Source organism: Flavobacterium sp. U410, assembly GCF_053570605.1.
This window is the reverse complement of record NZ_JBSEFI010000005.1, coordinates 169,563-187,110: the sequence shown is the minus strand read 5'-3', so window position 1 is coordinate 187,110 and position 17,548 is coordinate 169,563. Positions and strand designations below refer to the sequence as shown.

Annotated in this window: 15 protein-coding genes and 1 tRNA gene; 10 read left to right on the top strand and 6 right to left on the bottom strand. The window is 34.6% G+C overall.

Annotation, left to right across the window (positions count from 1 at the left end):
- Window positions 1-4: 4 nt before the first annotated feature.
- A complete protein-coding gene (locus ACUSJC_RS05770; RefSeq protein ID WP_449268606.1) occupies window positions 5-2,215 on the bottom strand; it encodes a bifunctional alpha,alpha-trehalose-phosphate synthase (UDP-forming)/trehalose-phosphatase in 2,211 nt (736 codons plus the stop codon).
- Between the two features lie 78 nt (window positions 2,216-2,293).
- On the opposite strand from ACUSJC_RS05770, the gene ACUSJC_RS05765 reads away from it, so the two are divergent.
- Window positions 2,294-4,102 carry a glycoside hydrolase family 15 protein gene (locus tag ACUSJC_RS05765; protein ID WP_449268605.1) on the top strand — a complete coding sequence of 603 codons (1,809 nt, stop codon included), beginning with the start codon at window positions 2,294-2,296 and terminating at the stop codon, window positions 4,100-4,102.
- A 37-nt stretch (window positions 4,103-4,139) separates the two neighbouring features.
- Here ACUSJC_RS05765 and ACUSJC_RS05760 read toward each other — a convergent pair whose 3' ends face one another.
- Window positions 4,140-5,390 (bottom strand): ABC transporter permease, encoded by a 1,251-nt coding sequence (locus tag ACUSJC_RS05760; protein WP_449268604.1) that lies wholly within the window; start codon window positions 5,388-5,390, stop codon window positions 4,140-4,142.
- Between the two features lie 129 nt (window positions 5,391-5,519).
- On the opposite strand from ACUSJC_RS05760, the gene purH reads away from it, so the two are divergent.
- From purH to rodA, 6 genes are read left to right on the top strand one after another with little or no spacing between them, the layout of a single operon-like run.
- Window positions 5,520-7,046, top strand: coding sequence for a bifunctional phosphoribosylaminoimidazolecarboxamide formyltransferase/IMP cyclohydrolase (gene purH, locus ACUSJC_RS05755; protein ID WP_449268603.1), 1,527 nt, complete (start codon window positions 5,520-5,522; stop codon window positions 7,044-7,046).
- A gap of 55 nt (window positions 7,047-7,101) precedes the next feature.
- Window positions 7,102-8,130 carry a rod shape-determining protein gene (locus tag ACUSJC_RS05750; protein WP_449268602.1) on the top strand — a complete coding sequence of 343 codons (1,029 nt, stop codon included), beginning with the start codon at window positions 7,102-7,104 and terminating at the stop codon, window positions 8,128-8,130.
- Between the two features lie 10 nt (window positions 8,131-8,140).
- On the top strand, window positions 8,141-8,968 hold the full coding sequence (mreC, locus tag ACUSJC_RS05745) for a rod shape-determining protein MreC (RefSeq protein WP_449268601.1): 828 nt from the start codon (window positions 8,141-8,143) through the stop codon (window positions 8,966-8,968).
- 5 nt (window positions 8,969-8,973) lie between these two features.
- Complete coding sequence (locus ACUSJC_RS05740; RefSeq protein WP_449268600.1) at window positions 8,974-9,477, top strand: rod shape-determining protein MreD; 504 nt, start codon at window positions 8,974-8,976, stop codon at window positions 9,475-9,477.
- Window positions 9,474-11,414, top strand: coding sequence for a penicillin-binding protein 2 (gene mrdA, locus ACUSJC_RS05735; protein WP_449268599.1), 1,941 nt, complete (start codon window positions 9,474-9,476; stop codon window positions 11,412-11,414). The genes ACUSJC_RS05740 and mrdA overlap by 4 nt, the downstream gene beginning before the upstream one ends.
- On the top strand, window positions 11,411-12,670 hold the full coding sequence (gene rodA, locus ACUSJC_RS05730) for a rod shape-determining protein RodA (RefSeq protein ID WP_449268598.1): 1,260 nt from the start codon (window positions 11,411-11,413) through the stop codon (window positions 12,668-12,670). Before mrdA ends, rodA begins: the two co-directional genes overlap by 4 nt.
- 6 nt (window positions 12,671-12,676) lie before the next feature.
- Here rodA and ACUSJC_RS05725 read toward each other — a convergent pair whose 3' ends face one another.
- On the bottom strand, window positions 12,677-13,393 hold the full coding sequence (locus tag ACUSJC_RS05725) for a DNA/RNA non-specific endonuclease (RefSeq protein WP_449268597.1): 717 nt from the start codon (window positions 13,391-13,393) through the stop codon (window positions 12,677-12,679).
- 135 nt (window positions 13,394-13,528) lie between these two features.
- Here ACUSJC_RS05725 and ACUSJC_RS05720 point away from each other — a divergent pair, with 135 nt between their 5' ends.
- The gene (locus tag ACUSJC_RS05720; protein ID WP_449268596.1) at window positions 13,529-13,954 is read left to right on the top strand and encodes a hypothetical protein; all 426 of its coding nucleotides are present in this window, start codon (window positions 13,529-13,531) and stop codon (window positions 13,952-13,954) included.
- Between the two features lie 51 nt (window positions 13,955-14,005).
- Here ACUSJC_RS05720 and ACUSJC_RS05715 read toward each other — a convergent pair whose 3' ends face one another.
- Complete coding sequence (locus ACUSJC_RS05715) at window positions 14,006-14,617, bottom strand: 50S ribosomal protein L25/general stress protein Ctc (protein WP_449268595.1); 612 nt, start codon at window positions 14,615-14,617, stop codon at window positions 14,006-14,008.
- A 28-nt stretch (window positions 14,618-14,645) separates the two neighbouring features.
- Window positions 14,646-15,587: a ribose-phosphate pyrophosphokinase gene (locus ACUSJC_RS05710; RefSeq protein ID WP_449268594.1), complete on the bottom strand. Its 942-nt coding sequence runs from the start codon at window positions 15,585-15,587 to the stop codon at window positions 14,646-14,648.
- Window positions 15,588-15,736: 149 nt separating this feature from the next.
- Here ACUSJC_RS05710 and ACUSJC_RS05705 point away from each other — a divergent pair.
- A tRNA-Leu gene (locus ACUSJC_RS05705) sits at window positions 15,737-15,816 on the top strand.
- Window positions 15,817-15,895: 79 nt separating this feature from the next.
- Window positions 15,896-16,462 carry an aminoacyl-tRNA hydrolase gene (gene pth, locus ACUSJC_RS05700; protein WP_449268593.1) on the top strand — a complete coding sequence of 189 codons (567 nt, stop codon included), beginning with the start codon at window positions 15,896-15,898 and terminating at the stop codon, window positions 16,460-16,462.
- Between the two features lie 48 nt (window positions 16,463-16,510).
- On the opposite strand, the gene ACUSJC_RS05695 is transcribed toward pth, so the two are convergent.
- Window positions 16,511-17,548, bottom strand: coding sequence for a patatin-like phospholipase family protein (locus tag ACUSJC_RS05695; protein ID WP_449268592.1), 1,038 nt, complete (start codon window positions 17,546-17,548; stop codon window positions 16,511-16,513).

Sequence of the window (17,548 nt, the reverse complement as noted above, 5' to 3'; positions counted from 1 at the left end):
TATGTTAAAATTTTCTCAAAATTTCTCTCACCTTAGCCGTATCCTCAATATAAAATCGTGCACTGGTATCTTCTTCGCCCACTTTAACGCTAATGGTTTCTTTAGGTAACAATCGGAACATAAATTCATCCGTTCGGTCGTCGCCTATGGCAAAAACAAAATCATAGGTTTTATGAAGTAGTCGGTTAGCAGCAGCACCTTTGTTTACGGTACCGTTTTTCACTTCTAAGGCTTTATTTCCCTTGAGAACAGCTATGTTGTGGTTTGATAAAAATCCGGTTAAAACAGTCGAAAGTTCGTTGGCACGTATTTCACCTAATTCAGGATCTGTTTTTCGATAGTGCCAAACCAAAGAATAATCTTTTTCTTCTAAGAACGAACCCGGAGTACGATCTACAAAGTTTTCAATAATCGGGCGAATTGAATCCATCCAATTGTTGTTTAATGTCTGGTTGACTACCCAATCTTTTCCTTTTTTTCTGGTCCAAACTCCATGTTCTGCTATCAAAGTTAAGGGAAGATGGCCAAATTGGTTTTCTAAGAAATCTTTTCCTCTTCCACTAATAATAACCAAATCAATCTGTTTTTGAAGTAATTGATCTAGAATGGAAAATAATTCAGAATCAGGCAAAGCCAATTCAGGATCGGGGTGAAAGTTAACCAAAGTTCCGTCATAATCTAGAAAGAAAATTTTGTTTTCAGCAGTGTCAAAATTTTGCTTTAGTTTGTTCATTTCGACCTCATCTAGCCATCTAGTTTTCTTCTCTTTTTGCAATTCTCGTGTAGCTTCTAGTGATTTCATAAATTCAGAAGCCCATTTTTCCACATCATAACGTTTAATTCGTTTTTGGATAAATTTATTGCGTACCATTTGTTCTTCTTTTGGCATTTCAAAAGCAACTTTCAAAGCTTCAGCGATTTGATTGGAATCGTTGGGATTAATAATTAGAGCTTCGCTCATTTCTTGTGCTGCTCCGGCCATTTCACTCAGAATAAGGGTTCCGGTTTTGTCAATTCGCGAAGCGATATATTCTTTGGCAACTAAATTCATTCCATCGCGAATAGGCGTTAAAAGTGCAATTTCGCAAGAAGTGTACAAGTCAATCAGTTGCTCAAAAGGTAAAGACCGGTAAAAATACCAAACCGGTGTCCAACTTACCGTTGAGAATTTTCCGTTGATTCGCCCAACTAATTCGTCAATTTCTCGTTTTAATCGTTGGTATTGCGGAACATTTTCTCGCGATGGAACAGCAAGCATCACTAGTCTGGCTTTTTCCAAAAACTGAGGATATTTGGTCAAGAAATATTCAAAAGCGCGTAAACGTTGAGCAATTCCTTTGGTGTAATCCAATCGATCGATGGATAAAATAAGTTTGGCATCATCACCTAGTTCCAGATGTTGTTCTAATCTTACTTTGAGTTGGCTTTTTTCCTTTTGAGGTGTATTAGCGTTTTCAATGGCAGCATCTCTAAATTTTGCATAATCAATACCCATCGGAAACGAATCAATCTTTACTTTTCGTCTGCCTACTTGAATGGTGTTGAAATTGACGTCGTAACGCAAAATTCTACTTACCGAACTAATAAAATGTCTTTCGTAATCGTAATTATGGAAACCAATTAAATCGGCGCCTAACATTCCTTTCAACAATTCTTCTCGTTTGGGTAAAACCCTGAAAATTTCGTATGAAGGAAAAGGAATATGTAAAAAGAAACCAATAGAAACCTTGGGTTTAACGCTTTTAATAAGTTGAGGTAACAACAACAATTGATAATCGTGAACCCAAACTTGATCGCCGTCGTTTAGATGTTCTAAAATCTTGTCGGCAAATTTCTGATTCACCTTTTGATAAGCGTCCCAGTGTTCATCTTCATAATGTGAATATTCAGTAAAATAATGAAACAAAGGCCAAAGCAAATCATTGCTAAAACCAAAATAAAAATCCTCGACTTCGGCTTGTGATAAATCTACTGAAACGCATTTTTGTTGTTGAATGGCTTGATTTATTTCGTGGCGTGTAGCTTCATTGACATCATCTGAAGCTATTCCTGACCAACCAATCCACAAACTGTCTGAATTCTGATGAATCGATTTCATACCCGTAGCTAAACCGCCTACGCTAGGTAAAATTTTGATTTCATTTTCGTCTTCATGCTTAGTGATGGATACGTTTAAAGGAAGTCTGTTCGATACAATGATAGTTTTGTTTTTCATTAAAAAAATTTTAGGATGAAAATATAATTTCTTAATTTACAAAGAATTTTTTAAAAACCCGTAAAAATTTACCGATTGATGAAAAACTTAAACTATGGAATCATAGGAAATTGTATGACGGCGGCACTAATTTCTAAAGAAGGATCTATTGATTGGTGTTGTTTTCCAAAATTCGATTCACCTTCCGTTTTTGCTAAATTACTAGACGATGAAAAAGGAGGGAACTTTTCTTTTATAGTAGACAAATCGTATAAGATTTCTCAGAATTATTTACCTAAGACTAATATTTTGGTGACCAAATTTGAAAGTGATGAAGCCACTTTTGAAGTTAGAGATTTTATGCCCCGTTATTATGATAACAACGGAAAATTACATGCTCCGGTTTTAATTGTGCGTTATTTGGTTCCCTTAAAAGGCAAGCCCAAATTCAAAATCAATTACAATCCTAAAGTGGTTTATGCTAAAGAAGAAACGATTAGTCGAGTTAAAGATGGTTACATCAAAAGCCACACTGTAGAAGGTGATTACGATTCGGTGTATTTATATTCCAATTTTGATTATGATGCTATCTTAAATCAAGAAGAAATTGCACTAACTGAAGAATCTTTTCTCGTGTTGAGTTACTACGAAAAATTATTACCTCAAAATATCGACAGAAGCATATTGCATTACCAAAGAACCTATGCATATTGGTTAGATTGGTCGGAAAGAACCACTTCGTACAAGTTTTATAACAATGAGATTTTAAGAAGTGCCTTGGTTTTAAAGATTTTGACCTATCAAAAATCGGGTGCTGTTTTAGCAGCAGTAACCACTTCGTTGCCCGAAACCATAGGCGAAGTTCGAAATTGGGATTATCGTTTTTGTTGGATTCGCGATGCCTCTATGGTGCTGAGTGTTTTAATCCAATTAGGTCACGCTTCGTCTGCCCAACACTTTTTGGATTTCCTAATTGACATTATTCCGGAGAAAAACGACAAAATGCAGATCATGTATGGAATTAATGGTGAACAAAAATTGGAAGAATATTTCTTAGATCATTTGGCGGGATATGAAAATTCTAAACCGGTTAGGGTAGGGAATGCTGCTTATGTGCAAAAACAAAATGATATCTTCGGAATTTTGATGGAAGTGATTTACCAACAGTTTTTCCGTTTTGAGACCACTTTAGAAAATAGTGAAGAACTTTGGACCGTGGTAACCGGAATTGTTCACGTAGTGGAAGAAAACTGGCAAAAAGCTGACAAAGGAATTTGGGAATTACGCACAGAAGACCGTCATTTTACATTTTCTAAACTCTTATGTTGGGTTGCGGTAGACCGAGCGGTGAAAATCGCAGAATTGATTCGTAAAACAGCTCCTTTGGGCGAATGGAAACAATTGCGCGCGGCAATTTATGATGATATTTATAAAAATGCTTGGAACGACGAAATAAAAGCCTATACACAATCGTACGGTTCTTCCGATTTAGATGCTTCAACACTTCTGATGCAGAATTATGGTTTTGTAAGAGCAGATGATTCCCGTTATATCAGTACTGTTAAAGCGATAGAAAAAGACTTGTGCGAGGATGGTTTGATGTATCGCTATAAAAATAAAGATGATTTTGGGTTACCAAGCTCTTCTTTTACCATCTGTAGCTTTTGGTTTATCGACAGTTTGTTTAAAATAGGAGAGAAGAAGAAGGCTATTCAATATTTTAACCAATTATTGTCATATAGTAACCACTTAGGTTTGTTTAGTGAAGATATTGATTTTAAAACCAAACGGTTGTTGGGTAATTTCCCGCAAGCATATTCGCATTTAGCATTAATTCAAACGGCAACTAATTTTGCCGGAGGAATTACAGAAGAGGATGAGCTAAAAGGAATAATAAAGACAGATTAATAATCTGTCTTTATATTTATTCTAAAGAGAAAGAGAACTACATTCCTGTTCGAATGGCTTCTACCGGATCTAATTTAGAAGCTGAAATAGCAGGTAAAATTCCCGAAACTAAACCAATTAATCCGGCCAGACCTGTCCCTAAAAGTATGTTTTGAGTACTCAATACAAATTCAAAATCTAAAGCAGAGCTTAAGCCAACAGCGCAAATCCATACTAAAAACATTCCAACCATTCCTCCAATGATGGATAAGATTACCGCTTCAAATAAAAATTGGAATAAAATGAAACGTCTTTTAGCGCCTAAAGCCTTTTGAATTCCAATAAGATTTGTTCGCTCTTTTACCGAAACAAACATAATATTCGCAATTCCAAATCCTCCAACGAGTAACGAAAAAGCACTGATAATCCATCCGATGAAGTTCATCTGCCCTACAATATTATCAATGAAGTCAGTGAAACCGGAAAGAACATTCATGAAAAAGTTATTCATTTCGTCAGGTCGCAACCCTCTAAATGTTCTTAATTTTTGAGATACGGTTGCTTTAAATTCATCAATATCAACATCTTTTTTAGGTTTCATAATGATGGCCGGTGTCAACATATCACTATTATCACCATACATTCTTCTCAAAAAATTAACCGGGAAAAACACGGCAACGTCATTACTGTCGCCAAACATTCCTTCTCCTTCCTTTTTCAGAACACCAACGACTGTAAACTTCTGTCCATACAATCGCACTTTTTTGCCTAAAGGATCCACTTCGCCAAACAAACCGGTAGCAACTTCGCTTCCGATAATAATAACCGGAACACCCGAGTTGGATTCTGATTCGTTAAAAAAACGTCCTTTTTCAACTTTTATCGGCTCTATATCAATGAATTCGTCAGTAGAAGGTTTAATACGAATGGAACTAACAGTCTTATCTTCATATTTGATATTTTCATTTCGCGTAAAAAGATTAAAGGAAATTTTATCAATATCAGGAACAGATCTTCTTAAATATTCATATTCTTCATAAGTGACATCAGGAAACTGCTCTCTTTTCCATCTCGGTACATCGGAAGGTCCAAAAGAAAACCGAAGCAAGTATATGGTATTTAAATCCATATCGCTTAAATCCTCTTTGATTTTTTTGTCCATAGAATCCACTGCTGCTAAAACAGCAATAATTGAAAAAATACCTACAGTTACTCCTAATAAGGATAATAATGTACGTAGTTTGTTATTGCGTAATGCATTCAGAGCAAAACTTAAACTTTCCTTTAATAACCTTAAATATAAAAGCATAAACTACATTTATTGTTCATAAGTAGAAATAATTGCCTTTTTGTTACAAAAAATAAAAGAAAATCAAACTATTAATTTTGAAAGTACACACAACAATAACTACTTTTGCAGCTTAAATAAAACAACACAATGAACGCAACAAAAACAATTCAATCAGCCTTAATTTCGGTATTCGACAAAACAGGACTGGAACCTATCGTTAAAGCATTACATCAAAAAAATGTAACTATCTATTCTACAGGTGGAACAGAAGCTTTTATTAAAGAATTAGGAATCCCTGTTGTAGCGGTTGAAGATGTAACTTCTTATCCGTCAATTTTAGGAGGAAGAGTGAAAACTTTACACCCAAAGATCTTTGGAGGAATTTTGAACAGACAAGACAATCCAAGCGATGTGCAACAAATGGAAGAATACAATATTCCGCAAATTGATTTAGTGATTGTTGATTTATATCCATTCGAAAAAACAGTTGCTTCCGGAGCAAGCGAAGCTGATATTATTGAAAAAATTGATATAGGAGGAATTTCTCTAATTAGAGCAGCTGCTAAAAATTTCAAAGATACGGTAATTGTTGCTTCTGTTGAAGAATATGCTTTGTTTTTAGATTTTTACCTTCAAGAAAAAGGCGCAACGACTTTGGAACAAAGAAAAGTATTGGCAACGAAAGCGTTCCACGTTTCTTCTAACTACGATACGGCTATTTTTAATTATTTCAATACTGACGATACCTATTTTAAAGCTAGCTTTGCTAATGGACAAACGCTTCGTTATGGAGAAAATCCACACCAAAAAGGATTCTTCTTCGGTAATTTTGACGAAATATTTACCAAATTAAACGGTAAAGAATTATCATACAACAATTTATTAGATGTTGACGCTGCGGTTAATTTAATTAGCGAATTCAAATATGATTCACCTACCTTTGCTATCTTAAAACACAACAATGCTTGTGGTGTTGCCACTCGTTCTACCATGAAAGAAGCTTATGCGGATGCTTTAGCGGGCGATCCGACAAGTGCTTTTGGCGGTGTTTTAATTGCTAATGGAAATATTGATTTGGCAACAGCAGAAGAAATTCATTCTTTATTTTGTGAAGTAATCATTGCTCCTTCTTTTGATCAAGAAGCAGTAGATTTACTAAAAGAAAAGAAAAACAGAATCATTTTAGTACAACATAACGTAACACTTCCTGAAAAACAAGTAAGAACTTGCTTAAACGGAATTTTAGTTCAAGAAAAAGACAATGTAGCAGACAATAAAGAACAATTAACTGTCGTTACAAAACTAGCACCAACTGAAGTTGAAATTGATGACCTATTATTTGCGTCTAAAATTTGCAAACACACCAAATCTAACACTATTGTTTTAGCTAAAGACGGACAGCTTTGTGCTTCCGGAACGGGCCAAACTTCAAGAGTAGATGCACTAAGACAAGCTATTGAAAAAGCAAATTCTTTTAATTTTGATTTAAAAGGAGCTGTAATGGCCAGTGATGCATTCTTCCCTTTCCCGGATTGTGTGGAAATTGCAGACAACGCAGGAATAAAAGCTGTAATTCAACCAGGTGGTTCTATAAAAGACGAATTAAGTATCAACTATTGCAATGAAAATAATATAGCAATGGTATTTACAGGAACGCGTCATTTTAAACATTAATTTTATTAATTTTGTTAATTAGAAAATATTAACTTTAAAACCCTGGAAAATTAGTATGGGATTTTTTGATTTCATGACCGAGGACATCGCCATTGACCTTGGAACCGCAAATACCTTGATTATTCACAATGACAAAGTGGTAATTGACAGTCCGTCAATTGTTGCTCGTGATAGGATAACGGGGAAAATTATAGCTGTTGGTAAAGAGGCAAATATGATGCAAGGGAAAACGCATGAAAACATCAAAACCATACGTCCTTTGAAAGATGGTGTTATTGCTGACTTTGATGCTTCAGAAAAAATGCTTCAAATGTTTATCAAAAGCATCCCGGCTTTAAAGAAAAAATTATTTACACCGGCGCTCCGTTTGGTTATTTGTATTCCTTCCGGGATTACCGAAGTGGAAATGCGTGCGGTAAAAGAATCAGCGGAACGTGTAAATGGTAAAGAAGTATATTTAATTCATGAACCTATGGCTGCTGCTATCGGTATTGGTGTCGATATTATGCAGCCAAAGGGTAACATGATTGTTGATATTGGAGGTGGTACTACCGAAATTGCGGTTATTGCATTAGGAGGTATTGTTTGTGATAAATCGGTTAAAATTGCCGGTGACGTTTTCACAAATGATATTATCTACTACATGAGAACCCAACACAATTTATTTGTGGGAGAAACTACAGCCGAAAAAATTAAAATTCAAATTGGTGCCGCTACTGAAGATTTAGATAGTCCACCAGAGGAAATGTCCGTTCAAGGTAGAGATTTATTGACCGGTAAGCCAAAACAAGTCGATGTTTCTTATCGCGAAATTGCAAAAGCCTTAGACAAATCGATTCAAAGGGTGGAAGATGCCGTAATGGAAACGTTGTCACAAACGCCACCGGAATTAGCGGCCGATATTTATAATACTGGTATTTATTTAGCAGGTGGTGGTTCTATGCTAAGAGGTTTAGACAAAAGAATTTCACTAAAAACCGATTTGCCGGTTTACATTGCCGAAGATCCGCTTAGAGCCGTAGTAAGAGGTACCGGAATTGCACTAAAAAATATTAATCGTTTCAAAAGTATCTTGATCAAATAAAAAATAGTTCATGCAGCAAATCATAAATTTCTTTATAAAAAACAGCTATCGTATGCTGTTTTTGCTGCTTTTGGGCATTAGCTTAATCCTTACTATAAAATCGCATTCGTATCATAGAAGCGAGTATATTAATTCGGCTAATGCAGTTACCGGAGGAATTTATGAAAACATTAATTCCATGAACGAATATTTAAGTCTGAAAAATAAAAACAGTGATTTAGCGGAAGAAAATGCACGCTTGAAAGAGTTGCTGTTCAATAAGAAAGATACGTTGCTTAACATCAAAGATATTGTCGTTAGAGAACACGATAAATTTTCGATTCGTAAAGCGAAAGTAGTTAAAAACCAATTTAACACAAAAGAAAACTATCTAACGCTCAATATTGGAGCAAGAGACAGCATAAAAACTGATATGGGTGTTATGAATGATAAGGGAATTGTCGGAATCGTAGAAAGAACATCTAAGAATTTCTCAACCGTTTTAAGTGTTTTGAATACCAAATCGAGAATTAATGCTAAAATCAAAAATTCGGATCATTTCGGTTCACTGATTTGGGACGGAAAAAATGTAGGGTATGTTCAGCTGATTGATGTTCCAAGACTAGCTTCTTTGCGAAAAGGAGACTCTATTGTAACAGGGGCCGATTCGGAAATTTTTCCTGAAAATATTCCCATTGGTAAGATTGATAAAGTTTTCATTGATAAAAAAACCAACTATTACACCATTAATGTACGTTTGTTTAATGACATGACGGCATTAGGGTATGTTTATATCATCGAAAATAAATTAAAAACAGAAAAAGAAGCTTTGGAAGCCCAAACCCAATCTAATAAATAACGTTTGTGAATATATTTTTAGAAAACATAATTCGATTTTTCGTTTTGTTATTCTTACAAGTGTTGCTTTTTAAGAACATCAACTTGTTTGGATTTCTAAATCCATATCCTTATTTGTTGTTTATTTTGCTTTATCCCGTTAATGGAAACAGAAGTATTTTATTGCTTACTTCTTTTCTGTTGGGGCTTTTTTTAGATATGTTTCTGGACTCAGGAGGAATTCATGCGGCAGCATCTGTTGTTTTGGCTTTTGTAAGACCTTCATTGTTTCGTTTTTCTTTTGGTTTAAGTTATGAATATCAAACCATTAAAATTGCCGACAAGATTTCTTCGGAACGCATAACCTTTTTAATTTTATCGATCTTTATACATCACTTGGTATTATTTTTGTTGGAGTTTTTCCGATTGAATTTATTTTTAGACATTATTTGGAAAACAGTAACCACTACGCTATTCACGTTTATCGTTAGTCTTTTAATTATCTATTTGATAAAGCCAAATAAACGATGAGAAAATTTCTTTTACCCGGATTAATAATTGCTGCAGTTATATTATTGCTTGTTAAGCTTTTTTACTTACAAGTAATCGATGAGTCTTTTAAACTACAATCTGAGAATAATGCCATAAAAAAAGAATTTGACTTTCCGGAGCGAGGCTATATCTATGATAGAAACGGTAAGCTTTTGGTGGCCAATCAGCCTTCATATGATATTATGGTGGTTCCCAATGAAATGAAAAATATTGACACATTAGAATTGTGTAAATTATTAGGGGTTACTAAACAAGATTTTGACAAAAAGATAGCGAAAGCCATTAAGTACAGCAGAAGACTTCCTTCTGTCTTTATTCCGCAATTGAACAAACGAGAATATGCCGCTTTTCAAGAGAAAGAACGAAAATTTGAAGGGTTTTATACTCAAAAAAGAGCACTTCGAGATTACCAAGTGAATTTTGGAGCCAATATTTTTGGATTTATTGCTCAAGTAAATGACGCGGGGATTAAGGCAAATCCTTACTACAACAGTGGAGATTTAATAGGAAAACAAGGTCTTGAAAGAGAGTACGAAGAAGTATTACGAGGAGTAAAAGGGGTTAAATATCTATTGCGCGATAAGCATAATAAAATTATTGGACCATACAAAGAAGGAAAGTTTGATACTATTTCTCAACAAGGAAAAGATCTGACTTTAACCATTGACGCTGCTCTACAAGAATACGGCACCAAATTAATGGTGAACAAACGCGGTGGAATTGTGGCTATCGAACCGAGTTCCGGTGAAATTTTAGCTTTAATTTCAGCGCCTACTTATGACCCAGCACTTCTAGTAGGACGGCAACGTTCTAAAAACTATACAGCTTTGTATTATGATTCCATTGCAAAGCCTCTATATGACAGGGCTTTATTAGCCTCTTATCCTCCGGGATCGCCTTTTAAAATTTTAACTGGATTAATTGGTTTGCAAGAACAGGTAATAGATGAGCATACTACTTTTTATTGTAATCATGGGGCTAATTTTGGTCGATTTATGGCATGCCACTGTGGGTTACACGTTCTTCAGTTGAATAATGGCATTTATAAATCTTGTAATAGTTATTTTGGTAATGCATACAAAAGAACTATAGAAAAATACCCTAACTCTTTTGAAAGTGTAGATACTTGGGCTAATCACGTTAAAAGCTTCGGTTTAGGGCAGTTTTTAGGAACCGATATGCCAATTGGTGCTAAAGGTCTTGTTCCTGACTCTAAACTCTATAAAAGAGTGTATAAAGGAGCTCCAATTAGAAGTTCTTACATTATTTCGAACGCTATTGGACAGGGAGAGATTTTAACGACACCTATTCAATTAGCTAATATGATGGCAGCTGTAGCCAACAGAGGCTACTATTATACGCCTCACATTGTTAAACAGATTAAAGGACAAGAGCTTGACAAGAAATTTACAACCAAACATGTAACTTCTATTGATAAAAAATATTTTGAACCCGTAGTTCAAGGTTTAGCTGATGTTTACAACGTAGGAACAGCTTCGGCTTTAAAAGTAGATAGTCTTCAAATTTGTGGAAAAACAGGAACTGCAGAAAACAAAATACGAGTTGGTGGAGTTACTTATAAATTGCAGGATCACTCTATTTTCGTAGCTTTTGCACCAAAAGACAATCCTAAAATTGCCATTGCTGTTTTTATTGAGAACGGATATTGGGGAAGCCGTTGGGCCGGACCTATTGCAACCTTAATGGTAGAGAAATACATTAAAGGTAAAATCACTAGGAAAGACTTGGAAGATCGCATGTTGAAAGGTTCTATTCAGGACGAATATCAAAAGCTTGAGAATATAATTTACGGAAGAACGGCCACTGGTAATACCACAATAAATAATACTGCGGTTGCGACAACAACAAATAATGTTAACAAAGAAGCTAAAAAAGAGGAGGAAAATCAAGAATGAGTTCATCAAGGAATGTAAATAGAGGAATTGACTGGTTAACTATCTTGCTTTATGTTATTTTAGTAGGCATGGGATGGATGACTATTTACTCTGCTTCTTTACCACTTGAACCAACACCAATTTTTGATTTAAATCAAACCTACGGAAGGCAAATGCTCTTCATTTCTTTGTCTATTCCATTAATTTTAATCATATTATTTTTAGACGCTAAGATTTTTGAACGGCTTTCCTTTGTATTCTATGGACTAGGAATACTCCTTTTACTAGGACTTTTTGTTTTCGGAAAAACGATAAAAGGACAAACCAATTGGTATCAATTCGGAGGGTTTGGATTTCAACCTTCAGAATTTGTAAAAACAGCAACAGCCTTATTATTAGCAAAGTATTTGAGCTATTCACAGATTAATTTAAAGCTTTGGAGACATCAATTAATTGCTTTTGGAATCATTGGGTTACCTGTATTATTGATTATGTTACAACCCGATGCAGGGAGTGCCATGATTTTTTTAGCTCTTGTTTTCGTATTGTATAGAGAAGGATTACCCGGATGGTATTTAATATCAGGGGTTACTGCTTTAGTTCTGTTCTTCTTAGCTTTACTAATTAATCCTCTTTACATCGTTATAGGTTTTCTATTACTTACGATCTTACATTTTATAAATAATAAAAAAATTTCGAGAAATCCTTTTGTTTATGCTTTTGTATGCATTGTTGTAGCAGGTTTTGTTTATTCTGTGAACTATATGTACAACAATGTCTTAGAACCTCATCAGAAAGACAGAATTGATGTTTTAATAGGTGACAATGTAGATATGAAGAAAGAAGGATATAATCTTAATCAATCTATGATTGCTATTGGTTCCGGAGGGCTTACAGGAAAAGGCTATTTGGAAGGAACACAAACAAAAGGAGGATTCGTGCCTGAACAGCATACAGATTATATTTTTACGACGGTTGGAGAAGAATGGGGATTTGCGGGCAGCTCCGTTGTAATTTTACTTTTTCTGACCTTGTTTTTACGAATTATATATTTGGCGGAACATCAAAAAACAAAATTCAGCAGAGTTTATGGCTACTGTGTTGCTACTTATCTTTTTATCCATTTTTTTGTCAATATAGCCATGCTTATTAAGCTGTTTCCAACTATTGGGGTGCCTTTACCTTTCTTTTCTTATGGAGGATCAAGTTTATGGGCTTTTACCATTATGCTTTTTGTATTCATTAAATTAGATGCCAACAAGGTAAATGAGTGGTAGTTCAAGTTAAAAGCTCCATTCTTTATAACTTGATTCTTGTTCCATTTTATTTTCAACGGAATCATCTAATTGAGGGAAAAAGTCTATTCCGGTTAATTTTTCTAGATCATCAACAGAGATTACAAATTCATATAGCGCCCTTTCAGAATCTTTATGAGGGACAAGAAAAGCAATCATTCTTTTTTTATCCTTAGTAAGCAGAACTTTATAAAAGTAATTAGGTACAGCTACTTTTTCATACCCGATAGTTTTTAAGTTATCGCTTAGAACACCTCCTGTAATCACATAAATGCCATTATATTTTTCTGCCCAATAGCGAACTTTTTGTTCCAGTCTATTCCATACACCCGAATTGAATTCGTATCTCTGAGGCGATATATTCGAAGTAAAGAAAGTTTCTTCATATTCTTTTAGATTCTTTTTTCGGTCTCCTGCAGGGCATAAATGGCCTTTATTGTATCCGGAGTTCTTATAGTTCCTCCAGTCAGCTGATTTCGTTTTTACAATAGGATCTTGGTTAAAATAAGGTCGTTTATAATTAAGATTGTTTAGATCTTCATTTTCTAATGTATAAGCTACCCATTCGGATTGTTCATAAGCTTCATGATACGAAAAACTGTAAGCTTCATGATGATAAATAGTTTGTGTTGTGGAAGTAGGTAAGTAATCAAAAACGGCATTTAAATTTCCTGAATTACCATCTTCAATTGTCAGAGTTTCCATTTCTGTTTGATCTTCATGTATGCCTTCTCGACAAGAGTTTAAAAACAAAACAGATAGGGAAAAGAGTAAGATTTGTCGGTATTTCATTGTGCTTTATTTAGTACATTTGTGTAAAAGTAACTAAAATTGAATGTAATGAAAACCTATTTATTAATTTTAATAACCTTATTGACTATACAATTTTCAAAGGCTCAGGAAGACAAGCAAGCGATTAAACAGCAAAAGGAATTGATCGCACAGCAAAAGAAAATGGAAAAAGACAGGAAAAATGCTGAAAAAGCGTTGAAAGCTGCAGAAAAAGAACAAGAAAAGGCCGCTAAAAAAATGAAAAAAATAGAAGAAGCTGATAAAAATATTGATAAACTAGATAAAAAGATCAAGGATAGAAAAGAGGATATTGAAGATTACCAAAAAAAGCTAGAAAAAGATAAGACTAAAAACAAATTAACCGAAGAAGACAAACAAAAGATCAACGAAAAAATTGCTAAAAGGGAAAAGGAAATAAAGGATCTTAATGAAGATTTAGAAAAGGCCAGAAATAAGCGAGCTAAATTGAAATAAACAAAAAGGGAAGCAATTGCTTCCCTTTTTTGGTATAATAACTTTTTAAAATTATTTCTTTTTACCACCTTTTGCAGATTTTTCAGCTTTAGCAGCCTCTTGAGCAGCTTTCATAGCAGCACGAGAAATCTTAACTTGACATACTACAGTATTATCCGGGTGCATAATTTTAAAATCATTAGCAACTAATTTAGTTACATACAATCTGTTACCCATTTCAAGCGGAGTAATATCTGCTTCTACAAAGTCAGGTAAGTTTTTAGGCAAAGCTTTTACCTTTAAACGACGTAAATTTAAACGTAAAGTACCACCAGCCATAATACCAGGAGATTTACCTGTTACTTTTACCGGAACTTCCATAACCACTTCTTTATCTTCACTTAGACGGTAGAAGTCAATGTGTAAAATTTTGTCACTTAACGGGTGAAATTGAATGTCTTGTAAAATACAGTCAACTTTTTTCCCACCTTCCAACTCAACTACAACAGTGTGTGCGTTTGGAGTGTAAACTAAACTTTTGAAAGCTTTTTCATCTGCTACAAAATGTACTGGTTCTGATCCTCCGTAAATAACGCAAGGAACCATTCCAGCATCACGTACGGCTTTAGTTGCCTTTTTACCTACGCTTTCTCTTTCTGATCCTTTAATCGTAATTGATTTCATTTAAAAAAATATAAAAATTAATAATAATTTACATTAAAAACTTCCCACTAATGGAATTGTTATTCTGCACCATGTGCATTACTTCTGCAAAAAGAGGAGCACAGCTAACCACTTTAATTTTACTAGATTCTTTCTTCAACGGAATAGAATCCGTAACAATAAGTTCTTTCAAGCTAGACTTCTCAATTTTTTCATAAGCATCACCCGAAAGGATAGGATGAGTACAAATCGCTCTTACACTCAATGCTCCTTTTTCGATCATCACATCGGCAGCTTTTGCTAAAGTGCCACCTGTATCAATCATGTCATCTACTAAAATCACATTTCTTCCTCTCACATCACCAATAAGCTCCATAGTATCAATAACATTGGCTTTTTTTCTCTGCTTGTAACACACTACTACATCTGATTCTAAGAACTTAGAATAAGCATACGCTCTTTTTGATCCTCCCATATCAGGAGAAGCGATAGTCAAATTTTCTAAGTTTAAACTCTTCACGTAAGGCAAAAAAATTGTCGATGCAAACAAATGATCCACTGGCTTTTCAAAGAATCCTTGAATCTGATCGGCATGTAAATCCATAGTCATAATTCTTGTTGCGCCTGCCGATTCTAAAAGTTTTGCCACCAATTTAGCTCCGATCGGAACTCTTGGTTTATCTTTTCTATCTTGTCTTGCCCAACCAAAATAAGGGATGACTGCTGTAATATGACGAGCTGAAGCACGCTTAGCGGCATCAATCATTAACAACAATTCCATTAAGTTGTCTGAACTTGGAAAAGTTGAACAAACTAAGAAAACTCGTAATCCTCTAATTGATTCTTCAAAAGAAGGTTGGAATTCTCCATCACTATATGTTGAGAACGTAACTTTACCTAGCGGCACTCCATAAGCATCAGCTATTTTCTCCGCTAAATATACACTCTGAGAACATGCAAATATCTTTGCTTCCGGTTCGTTGAATGACATTTTAATTATTTGTTTAGTAGTTAGTTAGTGTTGTTCTGAAATTATCAGGCTGCAAATTTAGAAATAATTTTTGACACTGAAAGATTTTTTTAAGCTTTTTAGTTGTTCTTTTTGAAAAAAGAATTACATTTGCACTCACAATTTCAGAAGCCGCGGTGGCGGAATTGGTAGACGCGCACGACTCAAACTCGTGTTCTTCGGAGTGTGGGTTCGATTCCCACCCGCGGTACGAAAGAAAAGACTGTTGCACAACAGTCTTTTTTTGTTTGCAATAACTTCTTTATTTAACTTCACAACAAAAAACAGCAATGAAAAAGTTTTTAATTGTCGGTTTAGGAAACATCGGGTCAGAATATGTAAATACACGACATAACATTGGCTTCAAAGTTTTAGATTATTTAGCTAAAACAGAAAATATAGATTTTACTACAGCTAAACTAGGTGATATTGCGGAGTTAAAAGTTAAGGGGAGAACACTTCTTTTACTGAAACCCAATACTTACATGAACTTAAGCGGAAAAGCAGTTAACTATTGGATGGAAAAAGAAAATATTCCGAAAGAGAATATTTTAATTATAACAGACGATTTAAATTTGTCTTTCGGAACAATCCGAATAAAAGGAAAAGGAAGTGATGGCGGTCACAACGGATTAAAAAACATTCAATTATTACTGAATACTTCAGAATATCCGAGATTTAGATTTGGAATTAGTGACGCATTTAAAAAAGGACAACAAATTGATTATGTCTTAGGGGAATGGAGTGATGAAGAAAAAGAAAAACTTCAAGAAAGGCTTCAAACTGCCTCAGAAGTTGTTAAGTCTTTTGCCTTAGCAGGGTTGAATAATACGATGAACACTTTTAATGGAAAATAAGAGTGATGATATTTATAAAAAAACAGCCCAAGAGCTGTTTTTTTATGCTTATTTGTTTTTCACCAGTTTTTTAGCGATTTCGTCTAAAGTGCCTCTGTTTTGATCCACATAATATAATCCGGCCTGTATCAGTTCAAAGATGTTTTTTTGTGAGGTGTCATCCATATCTGAAGAGGCATTTTTGAGCTGAGGCATTAATCGATAGTAATTTTTTCGATTTCGAGGACCTAGAGTTCCATAGATTTTAGTTAATAAATAATTTACAGTTTCCGCATTGGACGATAACAGAATGTCAATTAAAGGCGAGATCCATTTTATTTTTCCGGCATTTTCAAATTTTTCAAACGTATAGGATTTGAATACTTCTCCGGTTCCTATAGAAACCAAGATAATATCATTAATATCGGGATAATCCGGTTTTAAATCATCGCGTAGCACTTCTGAAAAAGGAATTTTACGAGCTTCTGCATAAGCGCTTAAAGCCGGATTATTGGCAAAAACACCTCCATCGATCAGTACAAACTCTTGTCCGTATAAAGATTTTATTTTTGCCGGTTCAAAGTAGGTCGGAGCGGCACTAGTTGCCCGACAAACATCTTTGACGAAAAAATTTTCTAAAGAAGAATGTGCTTCGTGACTACAAAAAAGTTTGGCTTTTCGCTGATTGATATCATAAGATGTAATTAAGCAAGGCTTTGTTAAGTCTTTTAATTGTAAAGATTTAAAAACGTCTTCCAATTGTTTTTCTAAGTTTTTCTGAGAGATTTTTTCATTAAATAGTCCAAATGGATTGATGATTCCTTCCCAAAAAGAAACATTAAAAATGGAACTTCCTTTTTTTGCATAAAGGTCCAAGGCTTCTTCAACAGAGAATTTTGCATTACCAGTGTTGTCGGGAAATAATAAAATGGCGGTTAACAGACCTCCCGTACTGGTTCCGGCAATCAAATCAAAATAATCACCGATTTTTGCGTTTGGATGGTCAATTTTTTGCAATTGTTCTTCAATATAACGCAAAATAACACAAGTTATAATGCCTCGGATGCCACCGCCATCTAAGCTTAGAATTCTGATTTTTTTTGCCAT